General features: G+C 41.7%; 26 protein-coding genes. 7 read left to right on the plus strand and 19 right to left on the minus strand.

Annotated features, from left to right (window positions below):
* Window positions 1–44 precede the first annotated feature (44 nt).
* The 5 genes from AE2B122_RS08850 to AE2B122_RS08870 all read right to left on the minus strand — a co-directional run bounded on the left by AE2B122_RS08850 (window position 45) and on the right by AE2B122_RS08870 (window position 7,500).
* Window positions 45–1,580: a glycoside hydrolase family 32 protein gene (locus AE2B122_RS08850; RefSeq protein ID WP_175073814.1), complete on the minus strand. Its 1,536-nt coding sequence runs from the start codon at window positions 1,578–1,580 to the stop codon at window positions 45–47.
* Between the two features lie 110 nt (window positions 1,581–1,690).
* Window positions 1,691–3,163 carry a glycoside hydrolase family 68 protein gene (locus AE2B122_RS08855; protein WP_175073815.1) on the minus strand — a complete coding sequence of 491 codons (1,473 nt, stop codon included), beginning with the start codon at window positions 3,161–3,163 and terminating at the stop codon, window positions 1,691–1,693.
* Window positions 3,164–3,338: 175 nt separating this feature from the next.
* Window positions 3,339–4,604, minus strand: coding sequence for an ABC transporter substrate-binding protein (locus AE2B122_RS08860; protein ID WP_175073816.1), 1,266 nt, complete (start codon window positions 4,602–4,604; stop codon window positions 3,339–3,341).
* Entirely contained in the window at window positions 4,604–5,776 is a 1,173-nt protein-coding gene (locus tag AE2B122_RS08865; RefSeq protein ID WP_175073817.1) for a response regulator, read from the minus strand. The genes AE2B122_RS08860 and AE2B122_RS08865 overlap by 1 nt, the downstream gene beginning before the upstream one ends.
* Window positions 5,773–7,500 (minus strand): sensor histidine kinase, encoded by a 1,728-nt coding sequence (locus AE2B122_RS08870; RefSeq protein ID WP_175073818.1) that lies wholly within the window; start codon window positions 7,498–7,500, stop codon window positions 5,773–5,775. Before AE2B122_RS08870 ends, AE2B122_RS08865 begins: the two co-directional genes overlap by 4 nt.
* Window positions 7,501–7,765: 265 nt before the next feature.
* Here AE2B122_RS08870 and AE2B122_RS08875 point away from each other — a divergent pair, with 265 nt between their 5' ends.
* Both AE2B122_RS08875 and AE2B122_RS08880 read left to right on the plus strand, forming a co-directional pair.
* Window positions 7,766–8,659, plus strand: a complete 894-nt coding sequence (locus tag AE2B122_RS08875; protein WP_175073819.1) for a fructose bisphosphate aldolase — start codon at window positions 7,766–7,768, stop codon at window positions 8,657–8,659.
* A gap of 123 nt (window positions 8,660–8,782) precedes the next feature.
* Window positions 8,783–9,814, plus strand: a complete 1,032-nt coding sequence (locus AE2B122_RS08880; protein ID WP_175073820.1) for a hypothetical protein — start codon at window positions 8,783–8,785, stop codon at window positions 9,812–9,814.
* A gap of 40 nt (window positions 9,815–9,854) precedes the next feature.
* Here the strand turns inward: AE2B122_RS08880 and AE2B122_RS08885 are convergent, their stop codons facing one another.
* From AE2B122_RS08885 to AE2B122_RS08930, 10 genes are all read right to left on the minus strand, one after another.
* On the minus strand, window positions 9,855–10,499 hold the full coding sequence (locus AE2B122_RS08885) for a Bax inhibitor-1 family protein (RefSeq protein WP_371809510.1): 645 nt from the start codon (window positions 10,497–10,499) through the stop codon (window positions 9,855–9,857).
* Between the two features lie 336 nt (window positions 10,500–10,835).
* On the minus strand, window positions 10,836–11,291 hold the full coding sequence (locus AE2B122_RS08890) for an immunity protein YezG family protein (RefSeq protein WP_095220397.1): 456 nt from the start codon (window positions 11,289–11,291) through the stop codon (window positions 10,836–10,838).
* Window positions 11,292–11,311: 20 nt separating this feature from the next.
* Window positions 11,312–13,051: a DNA/RNA non-specific endonuclease gene (locus AE2B122_RS19165; protein WP_254593464.1), complete on the minus strand. Its 1,740-nt coding sequence runs from the start codon at window positions 13,049–13,051 to the stop codon at window positions 11,312–11,314.
* Window positions 13,052–13,054: 3 nt separating this feature from the next.
* On the minus strand, window positions 13,055–13,363 hold the full coding sequence (locus AE2B122_RS08900; protein WP_095220398.1) for a hypothetical protein: 309 nt from the start codon (window positions 13,361–13,363) through the stop codon (window positions 13,055–13,057).
* The gene (locus tag AE2B122_RS08905; RefSeq protein WP_175073821.1) at window positions 13,364–14,071 is read right to left on the minus strand and encodes a DUF5081 family protein; all 708 of its coding nucleotides are present in this window, start codon (window positions 14,069–14,071) and stop codon (window positions 13,364–13,366) included.
* Window positions 14,068–14,370 carry a WXG100 family type VII secretion target gene (locus tag AE2B122_RS08910; RefSeq protein ID WP_095220400.1) on the minus strand — a complete coding sequence of 101 codons (303 nt, stop codon included), beginning with the start codon at window positions 14,368–14,370 and terminating at the stop codon, window positions 14,068–14,070. Before AE2B122_RS08910 ends, AE2B122_RS08905 begins: the two co-directional genes overlap by 4 nt.
* Window positions 14,371–14,373: 3 nt before the next feature.
* Window positions 14,374–14,775 (minus strand): chorismate synthase, encoded by a 402-nt coding sequence (locus AE2B122_RS08915; protein WP_095220401.1) that lies wholly within the window; start codon window positions 14,773–14,775, stop codon window positions 14,374–14,376.
* 241 nt (window positions 14,776–15,016) lie between these two features.
* Window positions 15,017–15,385 carry a hypothetical protein gene (locus AE2B122_RS08920; protein WP_175073822.1) on the minus strand — a complete coding sequence of 123 codons (369 nt, stop codon included), beginning with the start codon at window positions 15,383–15,385 and terminating at the stop codon, window positions 15,017–15,019.
* Between the two features lie 13 nt (window positions 15,386–15,398).
* Window positions 15,399–15,683, minus strand: coding sequence for a YwqI/YxiC family protein (locus tag AE2B122_RS08925; RefSeq protein WP_175073823.1), 285 nt, complete (start codon window positions 15,681–15,683; stop codon window positions 15,399–15,401).
* On the minus strand, window positions 15,680–16,096 hold the full coding sequence (locus tag AE2B122_RS08930) for a DUF5082 family protein (RefSeq protein ID WP_175073824.1): 417 nt from the start codon (window positions 16,094–16,096) through the stop codon (window positions 15,680–15,682). Before AE2B122_RS08930 ends, AE2B122_RS08925 begins: the two co-directional genes overlap by 4 nt.
* A 487-nt stretch (window positions 16,097–16,583) precedes the next feature.
* On the opposite strand from AE2B122_RS08930, the gene AE2B122_RS08935 reads away from it, so the two are divergent.
* From AE2B122_RS08935 to AE2B122_RS19505, 5 genes are all read left to right on the plus strand, one after another.
* A complete protein-coding gene (locus AE2B122_RS08935; protein WP_175073825.1) occupies window positions 16,584–16,862 on the plus strand; it encodes a YwqI/YxiC family protein in 279 nt (92 codons plus the stop codon).
* A 20-nt stretch (window positions 16,863–16,882) separates the two neighbouring features.
* Window positions 16,883–18,466, plus strand: a complete 1,584-nt coding sequence (locus AE2B122_RS08940) for an LXG domain-containing protein (protein ID WP_175073826.1) — start codon at window positions 16,883–16,885, stop codon at window positions 18,464–18,466.
* Between the two features lie 9 nt (window positions 18,467–18,475).
* Entirely contained in the window at window positions 18,476–19,120 is a 645-nt protein-coding gene (locus AE2B122_RS08945; RefSeq protein ID WP_095269262.1) for a DUF443 family protein, read from the plus strand.
* A gap of 90 nt (window positions 19,121–19,210) precedes the next feature.
* Window positions 19,211–19,507 (plus strand): DUF4176 domain-containing protein, encoded by a 297-nt coding sequence (locus AE2B122_RS08950; protein ID WP_095269265.1) that lies wholly within the window; start codon window positions 19,211–19,213, stop codon window positions 19,505–19,507.
* A gap of 171 nt (window positions 19,508–19,678) precedes the next feature.
* The gene (locus tag AE2B122_RS19505) at window positions 19,679–20,329 is read left to right on the plus strand and encodes a DUF443 family protein (protein ID WP_175073827.1); all 651 of its coding nucleotides are present in this window, start codon (window positions 19,679–19,681) and stop codon (window positions 20,327–20,329) included.
* Between the two features lie 153 nt (window positions 20,330–20,482).
* On the opposite strand, the gene AE2B122_RS08960 is transcribed toward AE2B122_RS19505, so the two are convergent.
* From AE2B122_RS08960 to AE2B122_RS08975, 4 genes are all read right to left on the minus strand, one after another.
* Entirely contained in the window at window positions 20,483–21,751 is a 1,269-nt protein-coding gene (locus AE2B122_RS08960; RefSeq protein ID WP_175073828.1) for a cytosine deaminase, read from the minus strand.
* Entirely contained in the window at window positions 21,748–23,022 is a 1,275-nt protein-coding gene (codB, locus tag AE2B122_RS08965) for a cytosine permease (protein WP_175073829.1), read from the minus strand. Before codB ends, AE2B122_RS08960 begins: the two co-directional genes overlap by 4 nt.
* A 307-nt stretch (window positions 23,023–23,329) precedes the next feature.
* Window positions 23,330–24,022, minus strand: a complete 693-nt coding sequence (locus AE2B122_RS08970; RefSeq protein ID WP_175073830.1) for an ABC transporter permease — start codon at window positions 24,020–24,022, stop codon at window positions 23,330–23,332.
* On the minus strand, window positions 24,015–24,941 hold the full coding sequence (locus AE2B122_RS08975; protein ID WP_175073831.1) for an ABC transporter ATP-binding protein: 927 nt from the start codon (window positions 24,939–24,941) through the stop codon (window positions 24,015–24,017). Before AE2B122_RS08975 ends, AE2B122_RS08970 begins: the two co-directional genes overlap by 8 nt.
* Window positions 24,942–24,959: the final 18 nt, after the last annotated feature.

Here is a 24,959-nt window from a genome sequence, read left to right on the forward strand (position 1 = left end):
TAAGTAATGGGAATTTAGTTATGTCCCAGCCTTTTTTCAAAAAATTATTGTGATTTGCTTATTCTCTTTATAGAAATATTATCAAACTTAGCACTGCCATCTTCAGCATACAAACTAATCGTTTGATCCTGTGGGTGAGGGAATACGACATTACTGTGTACAACCTCCCCATCATCAACAAACACTTCTACACTTGTTTTATCTACAAGGATTGTGACATGCGCTTGCTTCTTTTCGGTATCAAATGGTGCCTTGCTTTCTTGATAGGCACCTTCTTGATCCGGATTAGGAATGTGGCTTCTATTTACATATGAATAGCCTGCAGCACCAGCGATACCTACATCCAGGTGACGGGAGTGATCTTTTGATTCCCGTAACCGCAACCCAACGTTTGGGCTTTCTACCCACGAAATGTCAGCATCCAATTGATACGTCTCTGCTGAAATATCCAAGGTTTGCGTCTCATTTTGAAGACTTATATTCTCAACTGTGTCCGATGATTGAAAATGCTGATCCAGCGCAGCAATCGGCCGGGAAGCAAGATAATAACCATCTCGACCTTGCTGCAGCGTGACTTCCCTGACAATGGAGTCTGTACCATTGAATCCATCATATTTCATCGAAGGTGTTTGATCAGCATATGACCAATTATTCATCCAAGCAAGTGCATACCGCTTTGCTTGCTTATCTTCTGACGGGCCATCCTCAAAGGTGACCCCGCCATACCAATCAAAACCGTAATCAAGCCATTTGGGATTATCTTCATCCGACGTAAAAGTTTCACCGTCAAAGCTTCCAGTCCAGTAGGCATAGGTTTTCGGTTCACCTTTGCCCTCTCCATTCGCGCTCATACCAAGTACATATTTAACCGTCCCATCAGGTGCGCGCAGCTGGAATAGATCCGGACATTCAAGTACTCCAATTCCATCAGTCTGAAAATCTCCAGTGAATGTCCAGGCTTTCAAATCAGCAGATTCGTAAAACCCGATTTTATCTCCCTCTGCAAGAAGCATGATCCAATCATTCTTTTCTTCATTCCATATCACTTTAGGATCACGAAAATCCTCCGCATCAGGATTAGTAAGTACCGGTTCCTCACTTTCCTGCTTAAAGGTATTCCCTCCATCTGTGCTATACCAGAGGTATTGTTCCTGTTGCCCAGTCTCTCCTGTCGGCTGCGTAACGATAGCAACGAGAGCATCCTCACCAAACCCAGCTGTGTTATTCTTATCGTGAACGACAGACCCTGTCCACGGATCACCGTTTTCTGTCGTATATTTCGGAATTGCGACTCCATGATCTTCCCAATGAATCAAATCCCTTGAAGTTGCATGCCGCCATTCCGTGCCATTGCCATCGGGGTAGTCTTTGTTGTAGAGATAGTAATAGTGGTATTTGCCTTGATAATAAATCGGCTGCTGCGGATCATTCTTCCATTTGTCAGGTGAGCTGAAATGGAAATCAGGTCGATATGAGATAGTTTGCGCCTTCCCGGGGTTTTGTTTTTCAGTCTTTTTCTCGTTCATTAACACAGAAACTGCGATTACTGCGACAACGAGCAATATTATCACACCAAGCATCGTCCACCTCTTTCTCGAAAATCCATTTAACATATTGTCACCACACTTTTATTTAAAATAGATGAAAAGGAAATGCCATAATACTGACATTTCCTTTGCTTATTTTGAGTTTATTCCTCTTCGTACGTGATTTGACCTTGCTCCAAGATACCATCTTCCACTACAGAAGAGCGCTTGCCATCGATATCAAGCAAGAACGAAGGAGCAAATGTAGATTTATGGTCCTGGAAGAAACCGCGGTTCGTCATGTAGCTAGTTACGACGAAGTCATCCGTTTCTTTTTGCGGAATCACATAATGTGCATATGTCCAAGTTAAATCATTTGGATCCAAGTCCTGGTGAAGAACAATACCTGATTTGTTCATTGGCTTATATGGGCCAGTTAAGCTATTCGAAACATAGCCAAGCATATAGATATCTTCATCATCGATGCCATCGATTGTCATCTTGGCACCCCGCGAGCTTGTGAATAAGTAGAACTTGCCATCTTTTTTGAAGATGTTCGGACGCTCGATCTCATCTGTAACCGTATTGGAAACGACAAGCGGCTTCATTTCTTTTTTCAATGTGTAATCATCATTGATTTCCACAATACCAATTGCACCGTTAGCAAGCTCTGCAGTCTCTTTCTTACCGCCATTTTGGAGTTGTTTGAATTCATCTCTGAAGAATTTCATACCACCTTTGCCATAGTACGCACGGTTATATAAAGAATCTTCCCCAGAATATCCAAACTCAGTACCTGTATTCGCTTCGAAAACTAAGTACTTCTTGCCTTTATCTTCGATATAATGCGGATCACGCAAGGTGTGGTTGTTCGCGAAATTGCGATCTTCAAAGGCTTTATCAACATTTTCATATGTTTCACCGTCGCCGCCGTCATAGATGGACTTATAATCCTCTACGCCGTCCACTTGCAAACTGCTTGCATCCTTTTCAGACACGTTCACCTGCGCAGTCGTCAGTGTCTGTTTCCCGAAAATACCTTTGCTTTCATCAAAGCCGCCGCGGTTCGTATAGAATAAGCGGATTTCTCCATCGATGAAGGCAGCCGAACCAGACCACTCCTCTTGCTGACCAGCCAGAATCTTATCACCATTGAATTTATCATTATGATCAAATACACGACCGGCATTTTTCCATGCATCAACGGAATCATCGCCTGACTTTTTATAGAACATATAGATGAATGTGTCACCTGCATTTTTCGGATCTCCAGCTAGCCCAAAAACAATTTGGTATCCATTATAATCCGCTACTGTACCGTCCGGGTTTTGGAGCGGCCATGTGTCCCATACATCCATTTTAATTTCATTGCCATTTTCATCGATCTTTGTAGCCGACTCGATATTCTTGATAGAAGAAGCATCAAAGCTAGGAACAGTATACCGTTCGTCCCCGTGCTGCCCGATCATTTCCTTCATGTCATGACGTGTGATTTGTGATGTACCATACGTTTCTTTGTACGGCTTCACATTTCCACCCTCATTGTTCGCCGAAGCCACTGTCAGACTGCTACCCAGCACCAACGCTGCACTCAGTGAAACGACACTTGCTTTTAACGCCCGTTTCCGAAATTTCATCCCGTATTCCTCCTATGTATGATTGCTAATCCCTGTAAGGCAAGTCTTGGCAAACCCGCCTTACGAGCTCAGTATAGGACAGGAAAACAAAAACAGGGATGGTTTATCTTGATCTTCTTTTTGTCTAAAATTGATATCCACACAAAAAGTCCCTCCTGTTAGAGGGACTTCTACACTAGTGCGATGAACTATTTTGCTGCCACGCATGATTCAAGTCCTGCAGCGCGTCCTGCTTGGACATCTCTTCATTCACGTATTGTTTCAGGATTCGGCCAAAAGCATCCTTCATTGGTGGCGGGTAAGAGGACCAATTAAAGTTCCGACGTTCCTGCTGATCATATCGCCTCCACGTGTCTCCGCTCAGGCTGGTTTCAGGCGGCTGTACAGAGCGGAATGCCGAGACGAAGCGAAGGTGCTCTGTTTGATATGCTTGCCCTTCTTCTGATTCTGCCATCCATTTCAGAAACCGCTTTGCCTCCCGTTTTTCAGCTGCCCCGGATTGCTTGTTGACGACCCAATAACTCGGCACACTCGTGACCAGCTGAGCATTTCCTCCGTCATCAAGTGGTATCGGAAACATTCCTGCATCCAAATCCGGAGCTTGTTTTGCCAACAGCGGCTCGACCCAATTCCCCTGCACAATCATGGCTGCCTCTCCTTGTTGGAACACTTCCATCTCAGCGTAATAATCTGTCGTTGCAGCATGAGGGCTACCATAAGCAAGTGTAAGATCAAGAAAACGCAGCATGTTCTGAAAGCTATTATTATCAGCAAAGCTTGCCTTACCTTCTGTCAGGTCCGACATGAACGCTTCAGGATCAGACTGCTCAGCGAAAGCTAAACTTGTCAAATGATGACCTAGCTTCCATTCCTCATAATAGCCATTCGCAAAAGGCGTCACACCAATCTTTTTGAGCTGAGACGCCACTTTCTCCAGTTCTGTATATGTATCAGGAAGCTCGTTGATACCAGCTTTTCGAAATAACGCCTTATTATAAACGATGCCGAATCCCTCAATATTCATCGGCATACCATACACCTTCCCACCCTCAGTAATGGGGTCGAGTGTACCATCCCGAGCATCAAATACCCACGATTCCTCGCTCAGATCCTCCAAGTAACGGATCCACTCTTCTGTAGCAGAATAGCCGACATTGGTGAAGATGTCCGGGCCTTCACCAATTGCCATTTGTGTTTTCAAATCAGAGAAATCATCTGAAATACCACCAACGGTTTCCACCTGGATACGAACATGGGGATGTGTTTTTTCATACACGCTAACCATGTACTCAAACTCGGAAGCAACCTCCACCTTCGGATTACGAATTGTAAGGCTGACTGTTTCCTCTGCTTGCACTTCCTCTTTTTCCGGCGGCATGTTACTGGCGGAAAGCAGCAGCAAAAGGACCGCAAAAAGACCGTATAACAGTTTCTTTCTCATTATAATTTTCTCGCCCCCTGCTCATTACACTCAGTTCTATATGCAGTCGGGGTTAACCCAGTCTCTTTTTTGAATAGCTTCGAGAAATACACTTCATCTTGATAGCCGAGCAGCCTGGCTATGTCATACATTGTTTTGTTGGTTTGCTCGAGCCATTGCTTAGCCTGCTTCATTCGGCAGTTCGTCACATATCTGGATAATGTCATGCCGGTTTCTTGCTTGAATTTCCGTGAAATATGCTCTTTTGACAGAAAGAAAAGCTTCGATAAACGCTCCAAGCTTACATCCTCCATGTAGTAGCTCTCTACATATGCGACGATATCTTGACCACGCTGTTCACTTTCCAGCTCTACAAGTCTTCTGATAGTGCGATAACGATGCTCTGCCAGCTCCACTGTAAGCTGCTGGAAAACAGGAGCAATCTCCTCCTGAGAACGCAGCCGTTTTTGCACAATTCTTACTGGTAAATCCAGGTGATGACGCAGCCAATTCTCTATCTGCAGCCAATGGTCAGCTGCAGACAAAACGATGTATAAGTTCTCCTGCTGTTGAAAATGGAATATGTCGCCTACTGCATACTGATGCAGCTCATTAGCTAAAGCATCCATTACTTGGGCTGGCTGATGCATATGATAAAAAGACAGCAATGTAAGATCGATTTCCTCTTCCTGTGGCAAAAGTTTTTGTAAGATGGAGAAATCCTTCAACTCTCCCATACACAATGCCGATACCTGCTGTTCCAAAAGCAGTCTCCTCGCATCCCCGAGAACCTCTGCTTCGTTTTCAAAAGACTGCTTATCAGCGATAATGGCTTGCGTCACGTTCTCCAGCACCTTTGTAAAAGCCTCCGGATCAATTGGCTTCAGCAAATAGTCAAAGCTGTTGAACTGAATAGCTTTCCGCATGAACTGGTAGTCATCATAACCAGTTACAAGGATGCATTTTCCTCGGTAGTCAGCAGCATGCAGCTGCTCCATCAGTTCGATTCCGCTCATACGCGGCATCTTGATATCAGTGAAAATGATTTCCGGCTGCTCCGATGCAATCAGTTCAAGGGCCTCTTTCCCATCACTCGCCTCTAAAAGCACAGTTATGCCATTCTGCTCCCACTCACCGAGCGTGCGCAGCACCTCACGCCCATTTTTTTCATCATCCACGAGTAACGCCTTCATGCTTTCTGACCTCCCTGCTCCTCTGCCGGAATACAAATCGTGACTCCAAACCCTTTTCCGTCCAAATTACCAAGTCGAAACGCCGCCTTATCGCCATGATGGAGATGCAGGCGCTCTGCAATATTTTGCAGCCCTGTTCCGCCAGCAACTCCCTCGCGCAGCAGACGAATCTCTTCGTCACTCACTGTTGCACCGTAGCTAGCCGCGCTGAATACCAGCAATCCGTCTCTTTCCGTTCCCTTTAGGATAAAGCTGCTTTTTTCTCGCATAGTTTCATAGCTATGCTTGAAGTAATTTTCAACAAGCGGCTGCAGCAGCATGCTTGGTATTCTGTATTCCTGCACATTCTTCTCTACTTGAATAGTAATCGGTAAATCTGCTCCGAAACGTTCTTTTTGCAATGTGATATAGGAGTCAATGTAATCAAGCTCGTCCCGCACCGGTACGAGCTGATCGGCCTGCAATGCATATCGCATCATTTTGGATAAGGATACGAGCAGCTTGTACACTTCCCGGTCACCCGAGCGCAGTGCAACAGCTCCGATGGATTGCAATGCATTAAAAAGAAAATGAGGGTTTACTTGAGATTTGAGCATTCTTAGCTGACTCTCCCGCACCTCTAGCTCAAGCTTATATTCACGCGCAATATGAGAATCGATTCGATTCAGCATCTCCTGCATATGCGCAGCCAGATGGCCAATTTCATCTTTACGTTCTGTTTTGAGCTGGACGTTCATCTGACCGCCTTCTATGGATCGCACCTGCTCACTTAACGTAATAATCGGTTTTGTAAACACACGTGAAACAACAAGAACCAGTACAGTTCCTAAGAGGACAACGCCGATACCTAACACGACATTCGTCCAGGCTGTCTCCCTCGCATCACGGAACAACTCATCTTTTGATGTAACCTTGATCAGCTGCCAGTCCGCTAAAGGCTCCCCCAATTCCTCCCGAAGGACGATATTTTCACCCCCTGCTGCCATTTGTGATTCGTCCATATTTTTGCCGATCTGTTTCGAATCCTTGCTATAGATGATTTCCCCATTTCCGTTCACAAGTATAACCTGGGTTCCTGCTTCTCTCGTGACAGCCTCAAGCAGCCGCGAAAAAGATGTTACCTCTATATCAGTCGTCAGGAACCCAAGAAATTCTCCACTCAGAACGTCTGTTATCCTGTGCTGGATAGGCAAAACGATCGTATTGTCTGATTCCGGCACGATCGCCACTTTATCTTCATTTACCAATACATGCGGAGTTTCCAGCATGTAAGCTGTCTTGGACTCGTTCATCTCCCTGAATGGCGCACGCTCCAGATAATCCGGTGCTGGCTTTGGAGCACTGACATTTGATTGGTAGACTGTCAGCGCTTGCTGATCTTCTTGAAAATAAAACCGCAGCTGCCGGATATCCGGCCGAGTTGCCGCATACGTCTCCACACTATTCTCAAATGCCCGCACATGTTCTGTTGTTTCTGCCAGCATGCCATTCTCCAGTACCTGCTGCACCTCCGGCATATTGAACAAGCTGTAAGGCAGCCGGACCATCTCCTCAGCGTACTGTTCTAAATCAGCCCTGCTCTCATTTAACTCCTCTTGGCTTCTTGCCAAATCCCGCTCCTCGATACTCGATTTACTATTTTCATAAATAAAAATTACAAAGAGAAAATAAGGCAAAATGATTAATAAGAGCAACATGATGAATAACCGAATTCTAATACTCATGAATGCCCTTCCTTCCATACCGTCTGATAAATAGTCAAACTTACCCTATAACATGCCCAACCGACCGTCAATCCAACTTAAGTTACACCAAAAAGTCCCGATAGACAGCGAAAAACTACTTTCACTTTCTTAAATGAGCTCCCGCAACCCGTGAATCCCGTTTTGGAAACCTTATCAAACATTTAATGTTAAAACACTGGATAAAAGGGAACAGTGAACATGGAGCATCTTTTCAGCTAAAAAACGAATCAAAGGAGTGGCAGATATGAACGACAAACAATTTGATATCATTAAAAACGGTAAAGGTTTTATCGCAGCATTGGATCAAAGCGGCGGCAGCACACCGAAAGCATTGGCAGAGTACGGTGTATCAGAGGATGCTTATTCAAATGAAGACGAGATGTTCAAGCTCGTCCATGACATGCGTACACGTATCATCACTTCCCCTGCATTCAACAAAGACAAGATTCTAGGAGCGATCCTATTTGAACAGACGATGGATCGAGAGATCGAAGGCAAACACACTGGCGACTATCTTTGGGAAGAAAAAGGAATCGTACCTTTCTTAAAAGTCGATAAAGGCTTAGAAGAAGAAAAAGATGGCGTCCAGCTGATGAAACCAATTGATAACCTGAACGAAACACTCGGCCGCGCATCTGAAAGACATATCTTCGGAACAAAAATGCGTTCGGTCATCAAAGAGCCTAACGTCAGCGGCATCAAAGCCGTTGTCGATCAGCAATTCGAAATCGGCAAAAGCATCATCGCAGCAGGCATCGTTCCAATCATTGAACCAGAAGTTAATATTCACAGTGAAGATAAAGAAAAATGCGAGGAAATCCTTCGGGATGAAATCTTCCGCCATCTGAACGATTTGTCTGAAGAAGAAAATGTCATGCTAAAGCTTTCCATCCCAACGAAAGCAAATCTTTACAAAGAACTTACCGAGCATCCACGCGTTGTCCGCGTTGTCGCTTTATCCGGCGGCTACTCCCGCGACGAAGCAAACGAAAAGCTGAAAGAAAACGAAGACGTAATCGCCAGCTTCTCCCGCGCTTTGGCAGCAGAGCTAAACGCAGGTCAGTCTCAGGAAGATTTTGATGCAGCATTGAAGGATGCGGTTGATACGATTTATGACGCGTCTGTTAATAAGAAGTAACACAAAACCGGAGAGGTGTCAGCTCTCCGGTTTTATTGTTGACGGAACACTTTAGTTTCCTTACACTGAATTCGATACATAATTTGGAAAACGAAAGAAGTAAGAAGATCCCGAGGAGAAGATATGAAGAATTCAGGCGGAATCACATTTCACCTTGTACTATTTATCCTGTTTTTAGCAGGTATAATTGCAATTGCCGATGAAGCTAGATCTCTGTATACAATGACTAAGAATAATCAGGATGAAAAAGAAGAAGTTGTTGCAGAAGGTAAAATCATTTCCAGTGATCTCTTTGGCAACATGGAATACTACGCGGTACTGGAAGCAGGTGCTGAATCCAAGGTAACGCATATGACTGAAGATAAGGCATTAACAGACATAACTCAAGAGGAATTTAATCAGTTGGATACTGGCGATACTATAGAGATCGAAAAAATTGATTCCTCAGGAAATAACACATATCGTTCCGAAATGCATAAGTCTATCTTACTGATGGTTGTTTACGCTATCGGTCCAGCCTATTACATTAGCTATCTCATATTGCGCAGTCGAATAAAAGGATGGAAATGGCTTAGCCGACCTATAATCTTCCTTATTCCGATAGCTTTTTTTGGATTCTTAGCTTTTGCGCTGATTTTCGGTTATATCTCGATGGGAAAAATGCTGAGTAACGCGATTCAATCCTATACTGGTACCCAATTTACAACAGAGGCAATTGTGACCGATAGTAATGATGATTTTAATGGTGGACGTTACCCAAGCCAATACTATTACCTTGCGTTCACTTATAATGATCCGGACGGAAATACTATCCATATGACAAAGGAAGTTAGACCTAGTGTTTACAATAACAGCGGTGATACAGTAACTATCAGTTTTCCTGTGGACAATCCTTATCGTATACATACAAAGGGATTTTCAGCTTCTGATATACTTTTTTACGGCACTAAACTGGTATTGCACGTTATCGTCATCGCTCTTACTGCTTTATTGCTGTATGCATGTATAACATTTGGAAACTTCAAAACATGGATGCACAGGATACGAAAGCAAAAGCAGTCCAGAGAACAAAGCAGGCGGGACAAGAAAGTACACCGCTTGAAAAAGAAAAGTAAACAGAAATACGATAGGCTCCATAGAAAGAAAGCAAAATAAGAATGCCAGAGACGCTATATAATCTCTGGCATTTTATTTTTTAATCCTTCGACATAATTCCTAGGAATCGCAATAAGTTCATGAACAAGTTGATAAAGTCCAAATACAGATTCAATGCCATTAGCGGAATCATCTCTTCTGTAACATGGTTTCTTGCCATTTGATTAAAATCATACAAGATGTAAAGTGAAAATACGATTGAACCGATGCCTGAGAAAGCCAACAGTGTCGCATCACTATACGGAACAAAAATTCCGATCAAACCTGTAACGATCAACGCAATTAAGGCTACAAACAAGAACCCGCCAAGGAAGGAAAAATCTCTTTTCGATTTAACCCCTACAAGCGCCATCACTCCGAAGATAACAAACGTCGTAGTGAAAGCATACAGGACAATATTAGCTCCACCAATTGAAGCATAGTAAGCTACCGCCGGGTATGTCGTGATACCTGAAATGACAGCAAATATATAGATGAACGTATAGCTGACAGCCTTTTTCCTTCTTAGCCAGAAGGCAGCAATTAGCATACCTAATTCCACTACGATTAATGGCAAAATAAGCACAGTTGGCACGAAATTACCAGCATAGATCCCGAGCGTCGCCAATAATAGCGTCATCAAGAATGTCTGCAGCACCTTCTGCATGATTGTTTTTTGATTCGATATTGCGTATTCCAAGTTCATCTCTCCAGTTTCTAAAGATATTGTTATATCTTGTACGCATCGAATTCCCAAAGGTTTCATAGTAAAACAGTTTCTTTATTTCTTTTTTTGTTGATAATTCCATTTAAAATCTCTTTAAAAGACTTTATGAAATGTCTAATAACAATATAAAAAAGCGCCTATTATTGATTAATAAGCACTTTCGTTACTATTCAGGATGCATATAGAGACTGGTCCCGTTCAGCTTGTTATTAATATAAGCTAGGTTTCGCTCACATTATTTAGTCTCCCTGAAAAGTTGTTTTAAGTTATAGAAATCCTGCTCTTAATAAAATCAAGCAAACACCTAATAGCATATCAAAGATTATTATCTTGTATCTCCTCAAACCATTCATCAGCAATATGATCAGCCGTTTTTACTTCATCATTTGAATATACTAAATCATACTTGTATTCAGCCTTGAAATTTCCATTCTTAACATCATATATTAATTTCATTTCTGTCGGTATGTCTCTTCCATATTCTTTGCACAATACTTCAATCTTCTCGATATCTTCATTTATTATTTGTAATACCGTTAACATTCGTTCTGGAGATACATCATAACCTTCATCCCCGGTTTCCAAGGCATCATTTACTTTATGACATTCTACATACTTATTATTAATTAAATAGAAGAAGCTACTTGAGATAATTCCTCCTTCATGTGAAGCATAAACGTATACTTTATCCGCTCTATCTTCCACGTACTCCAAACAAATAGAAATCATATCGGATTGTAATTCGGTAAACTTATCTTCAAATTCTTTCATTCAAATATTCACTCCTTTAATTAGTTTTTGATAATTTTTGAACCTGGCTTACCATCAATAAAGTAATTGACTATAAATTTATCAGGTCTCGGATCATTTCCAGAGTATATTATTTTAACATCAACTTTCACAGCTTTTGGTGGTACTTCACTTAAAGCAGTTGCCCATTCAGCTTCAATTTTTTTATATTCTCTTAGGTTAACATCAGATAATTGCGACACCAAATTATCAATTTTAGGTGACCCCCCGAACCTATCACCAGCCAAATGACCTGCGTGATCCTGACCCTTAACCTTACCCAGTGTATTCTTACTATGCGGCAATCTATCTTCTCTTGTGGTTAATTGTAATTTATCCGTCTCAAATTTTGTAATTCTTCCCGCAGTATCAGTTTCATAAAAGTAATCATACTCGCCTGTTTGATACCTAATATTCGGCTTTAGTCTGTTTCTTCTTCCATTCGTAAACTGTTGCCCTTTTTCCACAACTGTTTTTACATCACTTACTCCCGCATTACCTGCACCCGTAATCCTAGGAGATCCAAGTCGACTCGCTACTTTTACTGCACCCTCCTCAAGCTTATTAAAATTACCAGAAGACGCAAGCATTAAACCATTATCCGCAACAGCGCCAACTTGAGGAAACATATTTAAAACCCTAGTTATACCCGAATCCCCCATTTGTGCAATTCTTACGGCCTCTTCTCCTAGTTTGTTTTTTAGAATGTTTGTAGTATTAGTAACCGTGTGAGCAGCACTCCGTAATCTTGTGGAAGTTTGCTGACCTGCTGTCCCTACTAATCTCAATACCTGTGATGTTTGATTAGAAATGTTGTCGGTGAGGGAGGAGCTAAGCTTAGTTTTATTTAGCAAGCTCCTTAAATCCACCACTCTGCTTGTCGTACGTGCCGTTCCTGTAAAGCTGGTCACCGCACTTCCTATAGGCAGAACATCAAGCGGCGCAAGTAAACCCCTCGTCCATCGTTCCGAAGTGTCTAACTCCCGCCCGGAAGCCCAATCCTGACCAGAAATAGCACTTCCCATCTCCACTGTTGCATAAGCTGCTCCTAGTACAGCACCAGCTGGCGGGCACACAACTGTTACACCAACGATAACGACTAAAGCTGCAATGTTCACCCAAAACTCTTTTGTAAACTGCCCGTCCTCAATAGATTCATATTCAAAGGCACGTGTATTGACGGCAGCGGTGCGGTAATCCTCGTAGCTGATGTCTTCATCGGGGTTCTGTACTTTCCATTTTTCAAAAGAGGCTTTGATTTGATCGGCATAATAGTTATCTCCGCTCAGTATATCATCGATTGTGATTTCCGTTTTCTCCGTTTCGTATTCCTGATAGGAGCCGTAATAAGAGATAGGTATCGTTTCCGTCGCGCCGATATGGTTCGAGGTCGTGTAGTTGGAGATGGAAGAATCTCGTACTTTCTGGACAAAGGCATCGATATCTTCAAAGAAGGGCTGATCGATTGTATCCTCTACAATATCCCCCACACTTCCACTGAAATCCTCCAGCACTTTGAAGTCCTCAAACAATCGCTGATACTTATCCTTATCGCTTGTATAAGAAAACGAGACAACACCATCGGAATCATACTTCGCCACCTTCTCACTTGCTTCGTCCAAGTTGTCCGTAATGTCCTTCATCGTATCGATCATACCTTTCCCCCAGACACCCAGGCCGATCAAGTTACGAAGACTATCTTTCGTTTTATCCCATTGACTGCTTCGGTATTTTACATCCACGTATTACACCTCCAATGCATCGATGATTTTCAGGGCAATAGCTTCGTCTGTCTCGATCATCGTGTTTAGGGTTTCAATCACCAAGGAGGAGATGCGTGCATAGTGATCCTGCAGCTCCATGAACTTATCATTTGCTTCGGGATATGCTTCGATTGCCTCCATCGCTTTTCCTTCTTGATAGAATTTCGTGTTTTTTATATTCTCGATTGCAGGCACTGCGTTCGACTGAAGATCTTCCATAATAGCCATGAGCTGCTTATACATATCGGTAATCTCGATTGGATCAACCGTGATTTTCCCACTAGCCGCCATCTATCTTACCCCCTCTTTCTGTCGATACGGGAAGCCCAACGCATCGAACAGTACCTTCATAAACCAGTACTGGCTTGCGTGGTAGTATTGTTTCTCGGTCGTATCAATCATAATCAGCTTGTCGTCTTTTGTAAGGACAATCCATTGCTGATAGTGATTCGGGTTGCTGGCAATCTGAGGCTTCACGCGTGGATGGAAAAGTTCAATATTGGCGATATCATTCGTTACACCGAGCTCATTGATCGCAGCCTTTTCCTCATCTGGCAGCTCGCGTCGCAGGAAATTCTTTTCTCCTTCGGCAGGTTCACGGTTCAGAAGCGGGACTTTTTCGCTGAGGAGCTTCAGTACAAGCGGCTTGGCCATTACATAGAGTTTATATGTCTTTTCAGACGTCTCCACGAGGATGATCACTTCTTCTGCCTGCTTCTCCCGGAAGGCGAACATAAGGTTATTGATCCGCACATATTTTTGGCTGAAGAAGTATTCATACAACGTCTTAATGATTACCGCACCCGATTTCGTCAGCTTGCCTTCTTCTGTAAAAATACCTTTCTGGATCAAGCGCTTATGCGCCTGGCTCCAAGGTTCTTCCCCCTGCAGCTGATAGATTTTCTTATCAGGCAGGCCAAATAAAGCCTCTGCATCAAATGCCGCAGCGAGTAAATAGAGCTCGGTCACATGAAAGGTATCTCTATCTGTTTGCGTCATAGGCTTTTCACTTCCTTCACCAAATTATGGCTTTGGAAATCAGATTGATAATCCTCTATATTATCCAGTGCCTTCTTTTGCAAAGAAGCTGCATCCTTGAGATCGGCATGATACTGAAGCAACAGCTCCAAGTAAGCAAGGAAACTATCACGTGACTTTCCTTCCCATTTGGATCCTTGTACGAGCGAAAGCAGGGCTTCACCTTGTGCATAGGTGTTATCCAGTGATTCCTTCAGCTTCGCCGCTGACGATTTGGCTGTATTCAAGTCAGCTTGATCGATGATTACATCCTTCGCCATAGCTTAGTCCTCCTTCGCCTCTTCGATTGCTTTACGCTTATAATGGAGATACCGTTCGTATGCCCGGTCACTCGCCGTGACGAGCTTGCTGCGATATTCCTTTTCGTTATCCAAGTAATCCGTCAGCTTTTTATCAAGCCGTTCCTGCGCTGGTATGAAGTCATTACTCGGAATAGCATCCTCCGCCATACACGGCACGCTCCCTTTATAGGAAGAAAAATAAGACTCCGCTTCGCTCACCAGCTTGTCATGCTCTGCTTTTGCTTCTTCCAGCTCGTTATACAGCTTCAGGTAGTCATCTCTTTTTGCTTCCGTGTCTGTCTTGAACCATAAAAATGCCATTGTTTCAGTCCTTTCCGCCACCGGATTCGCTTCTCTGTTTTCAGTAAGCCAATGAAAAACCATTTATATCCACTTATCTTCATTCATTCTATTATGAATTGCACCTGTATCAACGATCCTCTCTCAAAATGCGTCAAAGATACTAACAAGACAAATGCAGAAACATGCCATTAGTAATACAAAGACTGATGTAATGCAGGAAGAAAGATACAAACGTCCAATAAACAACAAAAGCCAGTGATTTTGTACTTCACTGGCTTTTGTTTATCTACGTTGACACATCAACTAGCAGATTCGTATTCTTCTATTTAACTTTTATTAATTGGAACCAATTTTTTGAACTATAAATAATACAGACAAAAAAGAGTATGACTGCCAATGCAGTAATAATTGGCGAGAGAATGACACCAAGAATCAAGCAGACGATCGCAGCCAGAAGGAGGAGCAATGCAGCCATATTGATTCTTACTTCCACATTAGCTTTATCGACTACCTCCAGTTCCTTGCTGCCAAAGAACCACTGCTTAGCCTTCAGCTTTACGGTCTTATCACCAAGACTGACAGTCGTATCCTCATCATTCCCGAGTTTTGCTGCAGTCTGCCCATCTACAATTACAGCAACCTTAGCTAACCCACCCATCATGCCTGTATTACGCTTCACATGAATCGTCATGCCGTGATCGCTCCTATCCTATTGTAAAAACATCAATCACCTCAGCCATTGCCTGCTCAAATTTCTCAAGCGAATCCACAGCATCTTGGCTGGCCTCCACATGCTGCTGAGCCATCTGTTGATAATCTTGTATAAGGCTATTCAGCGATACATTAATATCATTAATCTTCGCTTGAACATCAAGCATCTCCCGGCCACTGCCTCTATCTAGTTTTCCAGATTGGAAATCAGTCAGGGAGTTTTGGAGATCCGTCAGCTTCTGTTGAACATGATCTGCTTTTAAGATGATTTCACTCATGACTGCAGCTCCTTCTTCCTATCTGCATGCAGCCGATCTAATGAACTTTGTTTTGATGCCATTTGCATCTGACATGAATCAATCTCAGCAACAAGCATGCCCTTCGCCTGCTCTAACGCCTCCAGAACTCGCTGCACCTCATCTTGAGACACATCCGTAAAGCTAGCCGACAGCTCTCCGTTACGGAAGGCATCAAACTTATCAGCAAGCTCTCCTTTCCACGTCTTCGCTGTCAAATCGATATCCCGCCAATATTTTCTGCTCTCTTCATAATCGCCTTGCAGGCCAGATATCTCCGAGATTGCACGTTCAAGGCGCTGTACTTCTTCTTGCTTTTGGAGCACTTGTCCACGCAACCCATTAATTGAACTGTTCATACTGCGGATTTGACTATCTATAGAAGCTAAAGACACTCTAATCATCCTCCTTGCTTTACATCACACCGCACAAAAACTTTATCACTACTACAGTAAAGGATTTCCAGCAAAAAATCTGTAAGACTTCTGCCTTGTTTTTCCAAAATACGACCGAATTGTAATGGTAAAAAGGTTGTGGATTTTAGATTGAAACACACGCATCTAGCTTCGTACCATGTAAAACTCTCTCTCTTGGTTCAGAAGATTTATCGAACTAAGCATCCTTATTAGAAATTTAACCTCTCACATGCACACTTTTTCCCGTCCTAGATCATCTCAAATCAAATTTATGTAATTATTTGTAATATAAATCCAACAAAACGGGTAATAGGTTAGCGTTCCAAGCCAAGAAGTGAGCATATAAAACTATTTCCCTAGTCACAGTCGGTAATTACTTGAGGAAAAAGGTACTTAATACTCTACAAAATGGAAATTGGATTCGTTAGGGTGAAAATAGCAGCTTTTTATGGAAAGGAGCCCTTTCATGAGCGGGGAAATTAAAATCAACCAAGCCGAGGCTCAAAAAGGCATCCAAGAAATGAGTGATGCCCTGCAAGCATTGCAAAAACAGCTCGGCGAAACGATGGATGGCAATAAAAATATACGCATGAGTGATGTGTACAACGAAATCAAACAGGAATACGAAAACCTTCTCGTCCAGTTCATCACATTATTTCAAGATAACATAGCTGCTACAGAGACAGCGGTACAGGAATTAGTCGAATTAGATCAAGCACTCGGCGATAATATCATTTTAAAATAAACAGGTGAGGAGGACGTACGTTGAAAGAGTTCGCGGTAAAGGAGATTCACAAAGGTACGGAAACGTCTAAGCTCGATTTAGACACACTTTCCGAACAACTATCAAACCTTCAGCACAAAGTCAGAAATCTTTATAGCTTAGATGATGCCTTAAAAGGAGAAACAGGCAAGGCAATCCGTTCCTTCTACAACGAAATCCACACTCCCTTTCTCACCTTCCTGCTTCAATCCATGGAAGATTATAAAAACAGACTGGAGAACATGAAGAATGACGTTCAATCTTTTGAACCCAATCATCAAGGATACATAAGTGAAGACTTTTTAGACAATGAGCTGCACCCCGGACTAGATAGAGCTAAATCAAAAGTTGCTAGTGTCTCAGAGAATCTGAATCAAGTATTATCTAGTGTGGCGGATATTAGGTTTGTAGCACAAATTAGTTATTCTGACTTTGAAACGTATATTGAAAAAGGCAAACGCCAGATAGACGAAGTGATCACTGATCTAGGCGAACTCGATAGTAAACACGCATCTCACCTGCAAGAAACACAAAGTGATCTAGATACAATGAAAAAGTATCTATCCGAAATGACAACTGGATTAAGTAGTGGCGCTATATCGATAAATGACTTCAATACCGTATCCCTGCAGGATATGGATGCTTATCAAAGCGTCATTCAGCAAAGTTATGGAGACGGAAATGTAGAGATTACCGAGGATAATATTATGTATCTTCCTATGGCTGCGATTGCAGCTGCAAAAGATCACAAGTCAGATGGTATGCATGAGAGCTTTCGTGTCTTATTAGATCATGCTCTAACAGATCTCCAGCAGGGGAATATAACACGAGAAGAATATTATGATATATACACGCTTGCATCGAAAACGAAAGTCACGTTAAAAGAAGAGGAATTGGAAGAAGATGTACCTGATTCCGTACTTGATTACATTAATGAAAATAAAGAAAAAATGCAAAAAGACTTTTCTAATGATTTTCTTGCCAATGTCTTGCAACAGGTTGGAAGGACAACAACAAAACTTGGCGGATTTATCACTGTTATGACTGGCACCAGAGGCCCCGATATACCCAATACGTTTGTCATGGTGAATCCAAATACAGCAGGCTTCACAAACTCACTGAAGAATACTGGTCAGGCAATATTAAATGGTGGAAAATGGCTAGGTAGAGGAGTCATGGGAGTTGGGTTTGGAGTAGGTATGTATGAGGACATGAATCAAAAAGATAAAAGTTTCGGAGAGGCTCTAGTTCACAATTCAGCTTCTCTGGGCATAGGTTCTGCAGGCGCATTTCTAGGTACAGCTGCAACAGCATTCTTATTAGGTTCAAATCCAGCTGGATGGGCAGTATTAGGTGGCGTTGCAGTAAGTGCAGTGTTTGTAGGTGGATTCAACTACTTTTATGATAATAATATATTAGGGCTACAGGATGGTTTAGATTATGTGGGGGGTAAAATAGATCAAGCATGGGAAAGCACGAAAGATGCCGCAGGCGATGCCATAGATTCCATAGCTGAAACAACTAAAGATATAGGAGAAGCAATCAGTAGTGGTTTTGATGCAATTAATCCGATGAATTGGGGATAAAGAAAACATATGAATGCACAAGCTAACTTTGTATACAAAAAAATGCGTTACAATCTTATAACTATCAATAATGACTATTATATCTTAGATAAGGACAATCCAAAGTGGCTTATATATATACCCTTCTTATTTTGGTTTTTCCCTCACAAGGCGTACAAAATTACAAACCACGACCTATTAAATGATGTTGTTATACGTAGCCCTAAAGAAAAAGGCAGTTACGTAAATATACTGGCAATAGCTATCGGTTTAGCTATTGCCAATTTATTAAGACCTATAATGAATCGTTTTGATGTGAATATCTCCACTCCTTTTTCTTTAATAATCATTGGTATTACTACGTTGCTAATACTTTTATTAAGAATTCATATAAGTAAAAGAAATAAAGAAAATCTATTACTTCATATAGGTGGAGCAGATGTAGAAGATACACAATTAATTGTGAGATTTAGAGATTTAAAATTCTTATTGGGATATATACTATACTATATTTTCATTTTAGCTTTTGTCATCGGTATGTTTTATGCATATGTCTCTTATGGAAATACAATTATATTAGTATTCTATATGATTACCTTGTTCTTACTCACTATGGGTAATTTGTTTGCTGTTTGGCCTGGGAACATAAAGGTGAAATTTCAGAAACAGAATTAGAAGTTATGCTTGTTCCTGTTTTATATTAATGTAATTAACGCAGCAAAAGTTGTGTTACATACTAATCCACAAAATATTGGAGGAATAACTATGCTCCCAATCGGATCAATCGTCTTTCTAAAAGAAGGTACAAGTAAACTCATGATTCTGAACCGCGGCCCCATTATAGAGTTAGAAGGGGAACAAAAGATGTTTGATTACTCAGCCTCTGTCTACCCTCAAGGTTTGGTCGCTGACGCCGTTCTTTATTTTAATGAAGAAAACATTGATGAAGTAATTTTTGAAGGATTTAAAGATAGTGACGAGGACCGATTCCAATCCTTATATAAGCAATGGCTTGTGGAGAACGAGATTCAAAAAGGCGTTGTTAGCGGTCCATTGAAATAAATATTAGACAAAGCATCAAGATTTCCCCTTAAATCTTGATGCTTTAATTTATTATTCTATTCTTTTGGATTACTTTTATTAACTTTCTAACAGAAATTTGAAGAAAAGCGGAAAAATAAGAAGAAAATTATCTTTTTTAAGCAATTCAAGAGTGGAGTTGGGTCAATATAAATGGATACAGAAGCGTTTCTTATATTGAAGAATTTTAGATATCAACTTATTAAGTTGGAAAATATTTTCTACATCATAGATAAAGATAAGCCATATCTGCTCGTCTTTCTTTTTCCTTTTCTATATTGGCTATTCCCTAAGAGGATAGTGCAGATTAGTGAAGAGTCCGCTAATCTTTTACAAACTATCCCTAATAAAGATACAAAAGCAGGTAAATTAAATCTTTTTGCTGTTGGGATATCTATGACTATAGCAAACTTAACACAACCTATATTAAATTACTTCTATATACCAATTTCTCCATTGATCGCTAGCATAATTGTTATATTATCTTCTGCTATCCTACTTTATTTCAGATTTTTAATTAGTATACGTAATAAGAGATCTATCTATAAGAAGTTGGATCTTAACAACAACACCAATCATCTAAAAATATGGATATTTCCAAAGCCTATAAAGAAGATGATCTCTATTACTTTTATGAGTCTTTTTTGTGCTGTATTTGCAGCAGTGCCTATGTATGCTTTTATTATTTACGGCAATACATTCATATTATTCATCGGTATTGTGTTCTTTTTCATCCTATTGATCCTCAATATTTTAACTGTACCCCATGGAAAAAATACCGTTAAGATTATTGTAAAATCATAGTTCCACTACCAAATTCCCTTCTCTTGAAACATTGTGAAGTGAACTCGAGTCAATAGATGAATATAACTCCCTTCTTTCTATTTAACTTTTTTCTAACATTTCTATTCAAAAAGAAAAGCCTCCCTTCGCAACCAGCAAAGGAAGGCTTTCTTATTATCTATCAAATGTAACTTTCTCAGCAACTTCACCAAGCGTTAATTTCGTATCTCTCGGCTTCGTCTCCGCAATAACCTCACCCTTCCGTACAGAATACAGAACAGCAGCTTGCTTCCGAATCGCTTCGTATTCATTCTCTGCTTCAAGCACAATCAGATTAGCTGGCTTTCCTTCTTCAATGCCGTATTTCTCTTCAATATGAAGTGTTCTTGCACTGTTAGTCGTGATCATATCAATGCTGTTAACGATTTGATCATAGCCCATCAATTGTGTTACATGGATACCCATGTGCAGTACTTGCAGCATGTTGCCTGTTCCTAGCGGATACCATGGGTCAAAGATATCGTCATGTCCAAAGCTGACGTTGATTCCTGCTTCCTGAAGCTCTTTCACTCTTGTGATCCCTCTTCGTTTCGGATAGGTGTCAAAGCGTCCTTGCAGATGAATATTGACTAAAGGATTCGCTACCATGTTGATATTGGATAATTTCAGCAAGCGGAATAGCTTTGAAGTGTAGGCATCGTTATATGAGCCCATAGCTGTTGTATGGCTGGCTGTTACGCGTTCGCCCATGCCGTAGCGATGCGCTTCTGCTGCTACTACTTCGACAAAACGAGATTGTTCATCGTCGATTTCATCACAATGGATATCAACGAGACGATCGTATTTTTCTGCTAAGCGGAAAGCAGTTTGTAAGGACTCTACGCCGTACTCCCTCGTAAACTCGTAATGCGGGATGCCGCCGACAACGTCCGCTCCCATGCGTAGTGATTCTTCCAGTAGTTCCTCACCATTTGGATAAGATAGAATCCCTTCCTGCGGGAAAGCAACGAGCTGCAAGTCAACATATGAAGCCATCTCTTCCTTTACTTCAAGTAGCGCCTTTAAAGCTGTTAATTCAGGATCCGTCACATCGACATGCGTACGAACATGCTGAATCCCTTGTGCGATTTGCCATTTCAATGCTTGCTTCGCCCGTGTCTTTACATCCTCCAACGTAAGCAGCTCTTTTCGTTCAGCCCAGCGCTGAATTCCTTCAAATAACGTCCCGCTTTCATTCCAGTTCGGCTCACCTGCAGTTAACGTCGTATCCAGGTGAATATGTGGTTCAATAAAAGGCGGCAGTACTAAGTTCCCCTGCACATCCATGATTTTCTCATCACGGTTTGCTTCGATTGATTGGGCTATTCTTTCAATCTTTCCTTCTGTGATTTGTATTTGCCAAAGACCTTCTCTATTTCTTAATTTCGCGTTAGTTATAATCATGATTCTGTCACCTTTTCCATATTAAGATTTAGTTTCGCTTCAGCTGATTTTGCCGCAATGACTGATAGAACCACATACACAGCCGCCGCACCAATTAATCCGTTCAAAGGCGGGATTCCTGGTAGAAACTTTGCTGCACCAGCTCCGATAACCCAAGCCGCCATTGCATTCCAATTCACAGCTTTAAAGGTCATTGTTTCAAATGCAGGATATTTCCCGCGGCGCACAATGAAATAGTCCGCAATCAAGATGGCCCCGATTGGCGGCAGCACAGACCCTAATGTTGTGAGAAAACCTGTAAAATTGTTATACAGCCACATTGCCAAGATTGTGCCGATAATACCATTTACAATAACTACTTTATTTTTCTTGATTTTCGTAATGTTGGAGATTCCTAAACTTGCAGCATAAACAGCGTTATCGTTTGTCGTCCAAATATTCAAGCCCAGCACGATAATTGCCGGTATGATAAGCCCTTGCATGAACATCACTTCTGCAATATCCGACTGGCCTGTAACGATTGCACCAATTGCACCGAACGCGAACATAAGGGAATTTCCGATAAGAAATGCGATAACAGTTGTAGAGACACCCACTTTCGGGCTTTTCGCAAATCGAGTGAAGTCAGGTGTTAACGTACCCCCGCTGATGAACGATCCCACACCGATTGTTAGTGCTGCCGCTACACCAAGCGCTTCAGTTGGCTTATGCTGCATAAGCGCATCCACCCCACCAATATCATTCACTGCTCCAAAAGCTGAATATCCGCCAAGGACAATTATTGCCGGCACTGCAATAAAGCTCAAAATCGTTAAAGCCTTCATTCCGAAGAAAGCGGTAGCTGTCATCAATAATCCAAAGAGGATGATCAATACAGAGGTATCTATGCCTGTGACCTTTTGAACTGGTACAGCGAACATCGCCACCCCGACACCAAACCAGCCGATCTGTGTTGCACTCAATAAGAAGGAAGATAGATAAGAACCTTTTTCACCAAATGCATAGCGTGTTAATAAATGCGTAGAAAGGCCCGTTTTAGCTGAGATATAAGCAAGTGCCCCTGTATACACACCTAAAATCAAATTCCCCGCCAACACAATCCAAATAAATTGCGTCATGGATAAACCAAGTCCCAACGTTCCTCCTGCTATCATACTTGCGGAGAAGAAAGTAAATCCAAGCATCACCATCAGCATTCTCCAAAAACCATTGCGATTTGACAGCGGTACTGCCCTTAGTGAAAAATCATGATCTATCTTTTTCTGTTCCATTTTAATTCCTCCTGTTTTAGTTAGACTAAAACTGGTACCGAGGAAAAAACAAAAGAGGCTTCCTGCCATCACTGACAGGAAGCCTCTTTAAACATGAGGATATAAGGGTATAGCTATCCCTAATATTCCGCATAGTTTCCGAATGTCCTTGTCAGCCTCACGGGACTGAATTAAAGGTACCAGTATCAAATTAAAGATATTATTACAATAATTTTGAGGAAAGTCAATATACAATTCATCTTACGGGTGTAATAGAAAAAGCAATTTTAAGAGTGCGACAACTACTATTACTATATTCACCAGCAGATCAAAAATCTTTCTTTACCGCCTTGCTTATGACTAGGTAAGCTATAATAAACCCGACGATACCAAGCGCAAGTGGCACAGCAGTGAAAGAAAACAAATTCGTGCCATCACTATTGATCGAAGAAGATAAAATAGCAATGATCAAGATAGAGGATGTGATTGTTGCTGGTATAGAATATTTTATCATTCCGAAGAATAGCGGAATAAGGGCCATTCCTGCCACCGCAACTCCAGTGACCAACAGATGTACTGTGTTTTCCCATAAAAGATTCATTGGGAAAGAAAACCACAAGATGCCGTATATGTTATTCAGCAGGCTGAAAATGGACGATAGCAAGCCTACCGACACAAGGAACGACACTAAGGTTAACAAGCTTATGACGATAACTTTAGCTAAAAGAAGCTGTTTCCGTCCAACAGGTGTTGTAAATAGGACTGTTATCGTCTTACTCTTAAACTCCTCAATAATCATGTTCGATAGCAGCACGGAGGCATAAATAACGAATGCAGCAACCGCCATAATCTCAATAAACATCATAATTTCATCTGCATTGGTAAAGGACTCAGCTGTTATTGTCGGATCAATTCCGAGCAATAGCAAGATACCAAGTATCCCTGCGTTAATGAGGAGGAACGTTACACCAATCGTAAGGAAGTTCATCCTTTTCATTTCTAACCTCATCAGATTAAGCATGTTTTTTGCTCCCTTCCATCCGCTGCATGAAATAGCCTTCCAGTGATAGATTCTTATTATTTATCTTACCGATTTCTACGCCATTGCGAACCATCGCCTGTATAATATCGTTCTGGGAGAGGGCAGGATCGTAAACGTTGATCAGACCTTCTTCTTCCTTCACTTGGAAGTTGATCACTTGCAGTTCATGCTCTAATACATAAGCTGCTTTTGGATAGTCAGATACCGAAAGCTCGATATGCTCCGTGTGATTGCCGCGGATCTCAGCCATCGATGTTTCTTCGATCAACCTACCTTCACGGATGATCCCAATCGTATCGGCAATGTGTTCGATTTCCCCAAGTATGTGACTAGAAATTAACAGCGTAATCCCATACTGTCTGCTGAGCTTATAAAACAAATCCCGCAGCTCCTGCATACCAATAGGATCCAAGCCATTCACTGGTTCATCCAGAATCAACAACTCTGGTTTCGTAACAATTGCTCTGGCAATACCTAATCTCTGTTTCATACCAAGAGAAAACTCCCTAACTGGTATGTCTTCCACGTTTTTTAAATTCACTAATGCTAACGCTTCAGAGATAGCATCTTTCTTATAGTAGCCCATATATTCACAATAGATTTCCAGATTCTTTCTGGCTGATAGCTTGTCGTAAAAGATAGGGTATTCAATGATGCAGCCTATCCGTTTGAGGACTTCATGGGAATTGGCTTGCAGCCTTGTACCAAGGATCTCTATGTCCCCGCCTGTTGGTTTAATGAGACTGGTCATCATCTTCATAATCGTTGTTTTCCCCGCACCATTCGGACCAAGAAATCCATATATTTCGCCGCGCTTCACATTCATACTGACATTAGAAACAACATCCCTTCCGCGGTACCCCTTTGTCAGCTGATGCGTTCTGATAGCATATGTCATACGCAAACCCCTTTTCGT

It is taken from the genome of Terribacillus sp. AE2B 122, from assembly GCF_902497585.1.
In the GTDB taxonomy this organism is placed as follows: Bacteria; Bacillota; Bacilli; order Bacillales; family Amphibacillaceae; genus Terribacillus; species Terribacillus saccharophilus_A.

What these genes read in the sequence shown, in the direction of transcription:
- AE2B122_RS08850 (WP_175073814.1), bottom strand. Translation starts at nt 1,580, where the DNA reads ATGCTTGGTGTGATAATATTGCTCGTTGTCGCAGTAATCGCAGTTTCT.
- AE2B122_RS08855 (WP_175073815.1), bottom strand. Translation starts at nt 3,163, where the DNA reads ATGAAATTTCGGAAACGGGCGTTAAAAGCAAGTGTCGTTTCACTGAGT.
- AE2B122_RS08860 (WP_175073816.1), bottom strand. Translation starts at nt 4,604, where the DNA reads ATGAGAAAGAAACTGTTATACGGTCTTTTTGCGGTCCTTTTGCTGCTG.
- AE2B122_RS08865 (WP_175073817.1), bottom strand. Translation starts at nt 5,776, where the DNA reads ATGAAGGCGTTACTCGTGGATGATGAAAAAAATGGGCGTGAGGTGCTG.
- AE2B122_RS08870 (WP_175073818.1), bottom strand. Translation starts at nt 7,500, where the DNA reads ATGAGTATTAGAATTCGGTTATTCATCATGTTGCTCTTATTAATCATT.
- AE2B122_RS08875 (WP_175073819.1), top strand. Translation starts at nt 7,766, where the DNA reads ATGAACGACAAACAATTTGATATCATTAAAAACGGTAAAGGTTTTATC.
- AE2B122_RS08880 (WP_175073820.1), top strand. Translation starts at nt 8,783, where the DNA reads ATGAAGAATTCAGGCGGAATCACATTTCACCTTGTACTATTTATCCTG.
- AE2B122_RS08885 (WP_371809510.1), bottom strand. Translation starts at nt 10,499, where the DNA reads ATGAACTTGGAATACGCAATATCGAATCAAAAAACAATCATGCAGAAG.
- AE2B122_RS08890 (WP_095220397.1), bottom strand. Translation starts at nt 11,291, where the DNA reads ATGAAAGAATTTGAAGATAAGTTTACCGAATTACAATCCGATATGATT.
- AE2B122_RS08900 (WP_095220398.1), bottom strand. Translation starts at nt 13,363, where the DNA reads ATGGCGGCTAGTGGGAAAATCACGGTTGATCCAATCGAGATTACCGAT.
- AE2B122_RS08905 (WP_175073821.1), bottom strand. Translation starts at nt 14,071, where the DNA reads ATGACGCAAACAGATAGAGATACCTTTCATGTGACCGAGCTCTATTTA.
- AE2B122_RS08910 (WP_095220400.1), bottom strand. Translation starts at nt 14,370, where the DNA reads ATGGCGAAGGATGTAATCATCGATCAAGCTGACTTGAATACAGCCAAA.
- AE2B122_RS08915 (WP_095220401.1), bottom strand. Translation starts at nt 14,775, where the DNA reads ATGGTTTTTCATTGGCTTACTGAAAACAGAGAAGCGAATCCGGTGGCG.
- AE2B122_RS08920 (WP_175073822.1), bottom strand. Translation starts at nt 15,385, where the DNA reads ATGACGATTCATGTGAAGCGTAATACAGGCATGATGGGTGGGTTAGCT.
- AE2B122_RS08925 (WP_175073823.1), bottom strand. Translation starts at nt 15,683, where the DNA reads ATGAGTGAAATCATCTTAAAAGCAGATCATGTTCAACAGAAGCTGACG.
- AE2B122_RS08935 (WP_175073825.1), top strand. Translation starts at nt 16,584, where the DNA reads ATGAGCGGGGAAATTAAAATCAACCAAGCCGAGGCTCAAAAAGGCATC.
- AE2B122_RS08945 (WP_095269262.1), top strand. Translation starts at nt 18,476, where the DNA reads ATGAATGCACAAGCTAACTTTGTATACAAAAAAATGCGTTACAATCTT.
- AE2B122_RS08950 (WP_095269265.1), top strand. Translation starts at nt 19,211, where the DNA reads ATGCTCCCAATCGGATCAATCGTCTTTCTAAAAGAAGGTACAAGTAAA.
- AE2B122_RS19505 (WP_175073827.1), top strand. Translation starts at nt 19,679, where the DNA reads ATGGATACAGAAGCGTTTCTTATATTGAAGAATTTTAGATATCAACTT.
- AE2B122_RS08960 (WP_175073828.1), bottom strand. Translation starts at nt 21,751, where the DNA reads ATGATTATAACTAACGCGAAATTAAGAAATAGAGAAGGTCTTTGGCAA.
- codB (WP_175073829.1), bottom strand. Translation starts at nt 23,022, where the DNA reads ATGGAACAGAAAAAGATAGATCATGATTTTTCACTAAGGGCAGTACCG.
- AE2B122_RS08970 (WP_175073830.1), bottom strand. Translation starts at nt 24,022, where the DNA reads ATGCTTAATCTGATGAGGTTAGAAATGAAAAGGATGAACTTCCTTACG.
- AE2B122_RS08975 (WP_175073831.1), bottom strand. Translation starts at nt 24,941, where the DNA reads ATGACATATGCTATCAGAACGCATCAGCTGACAAAGGGGTACCGCGGA.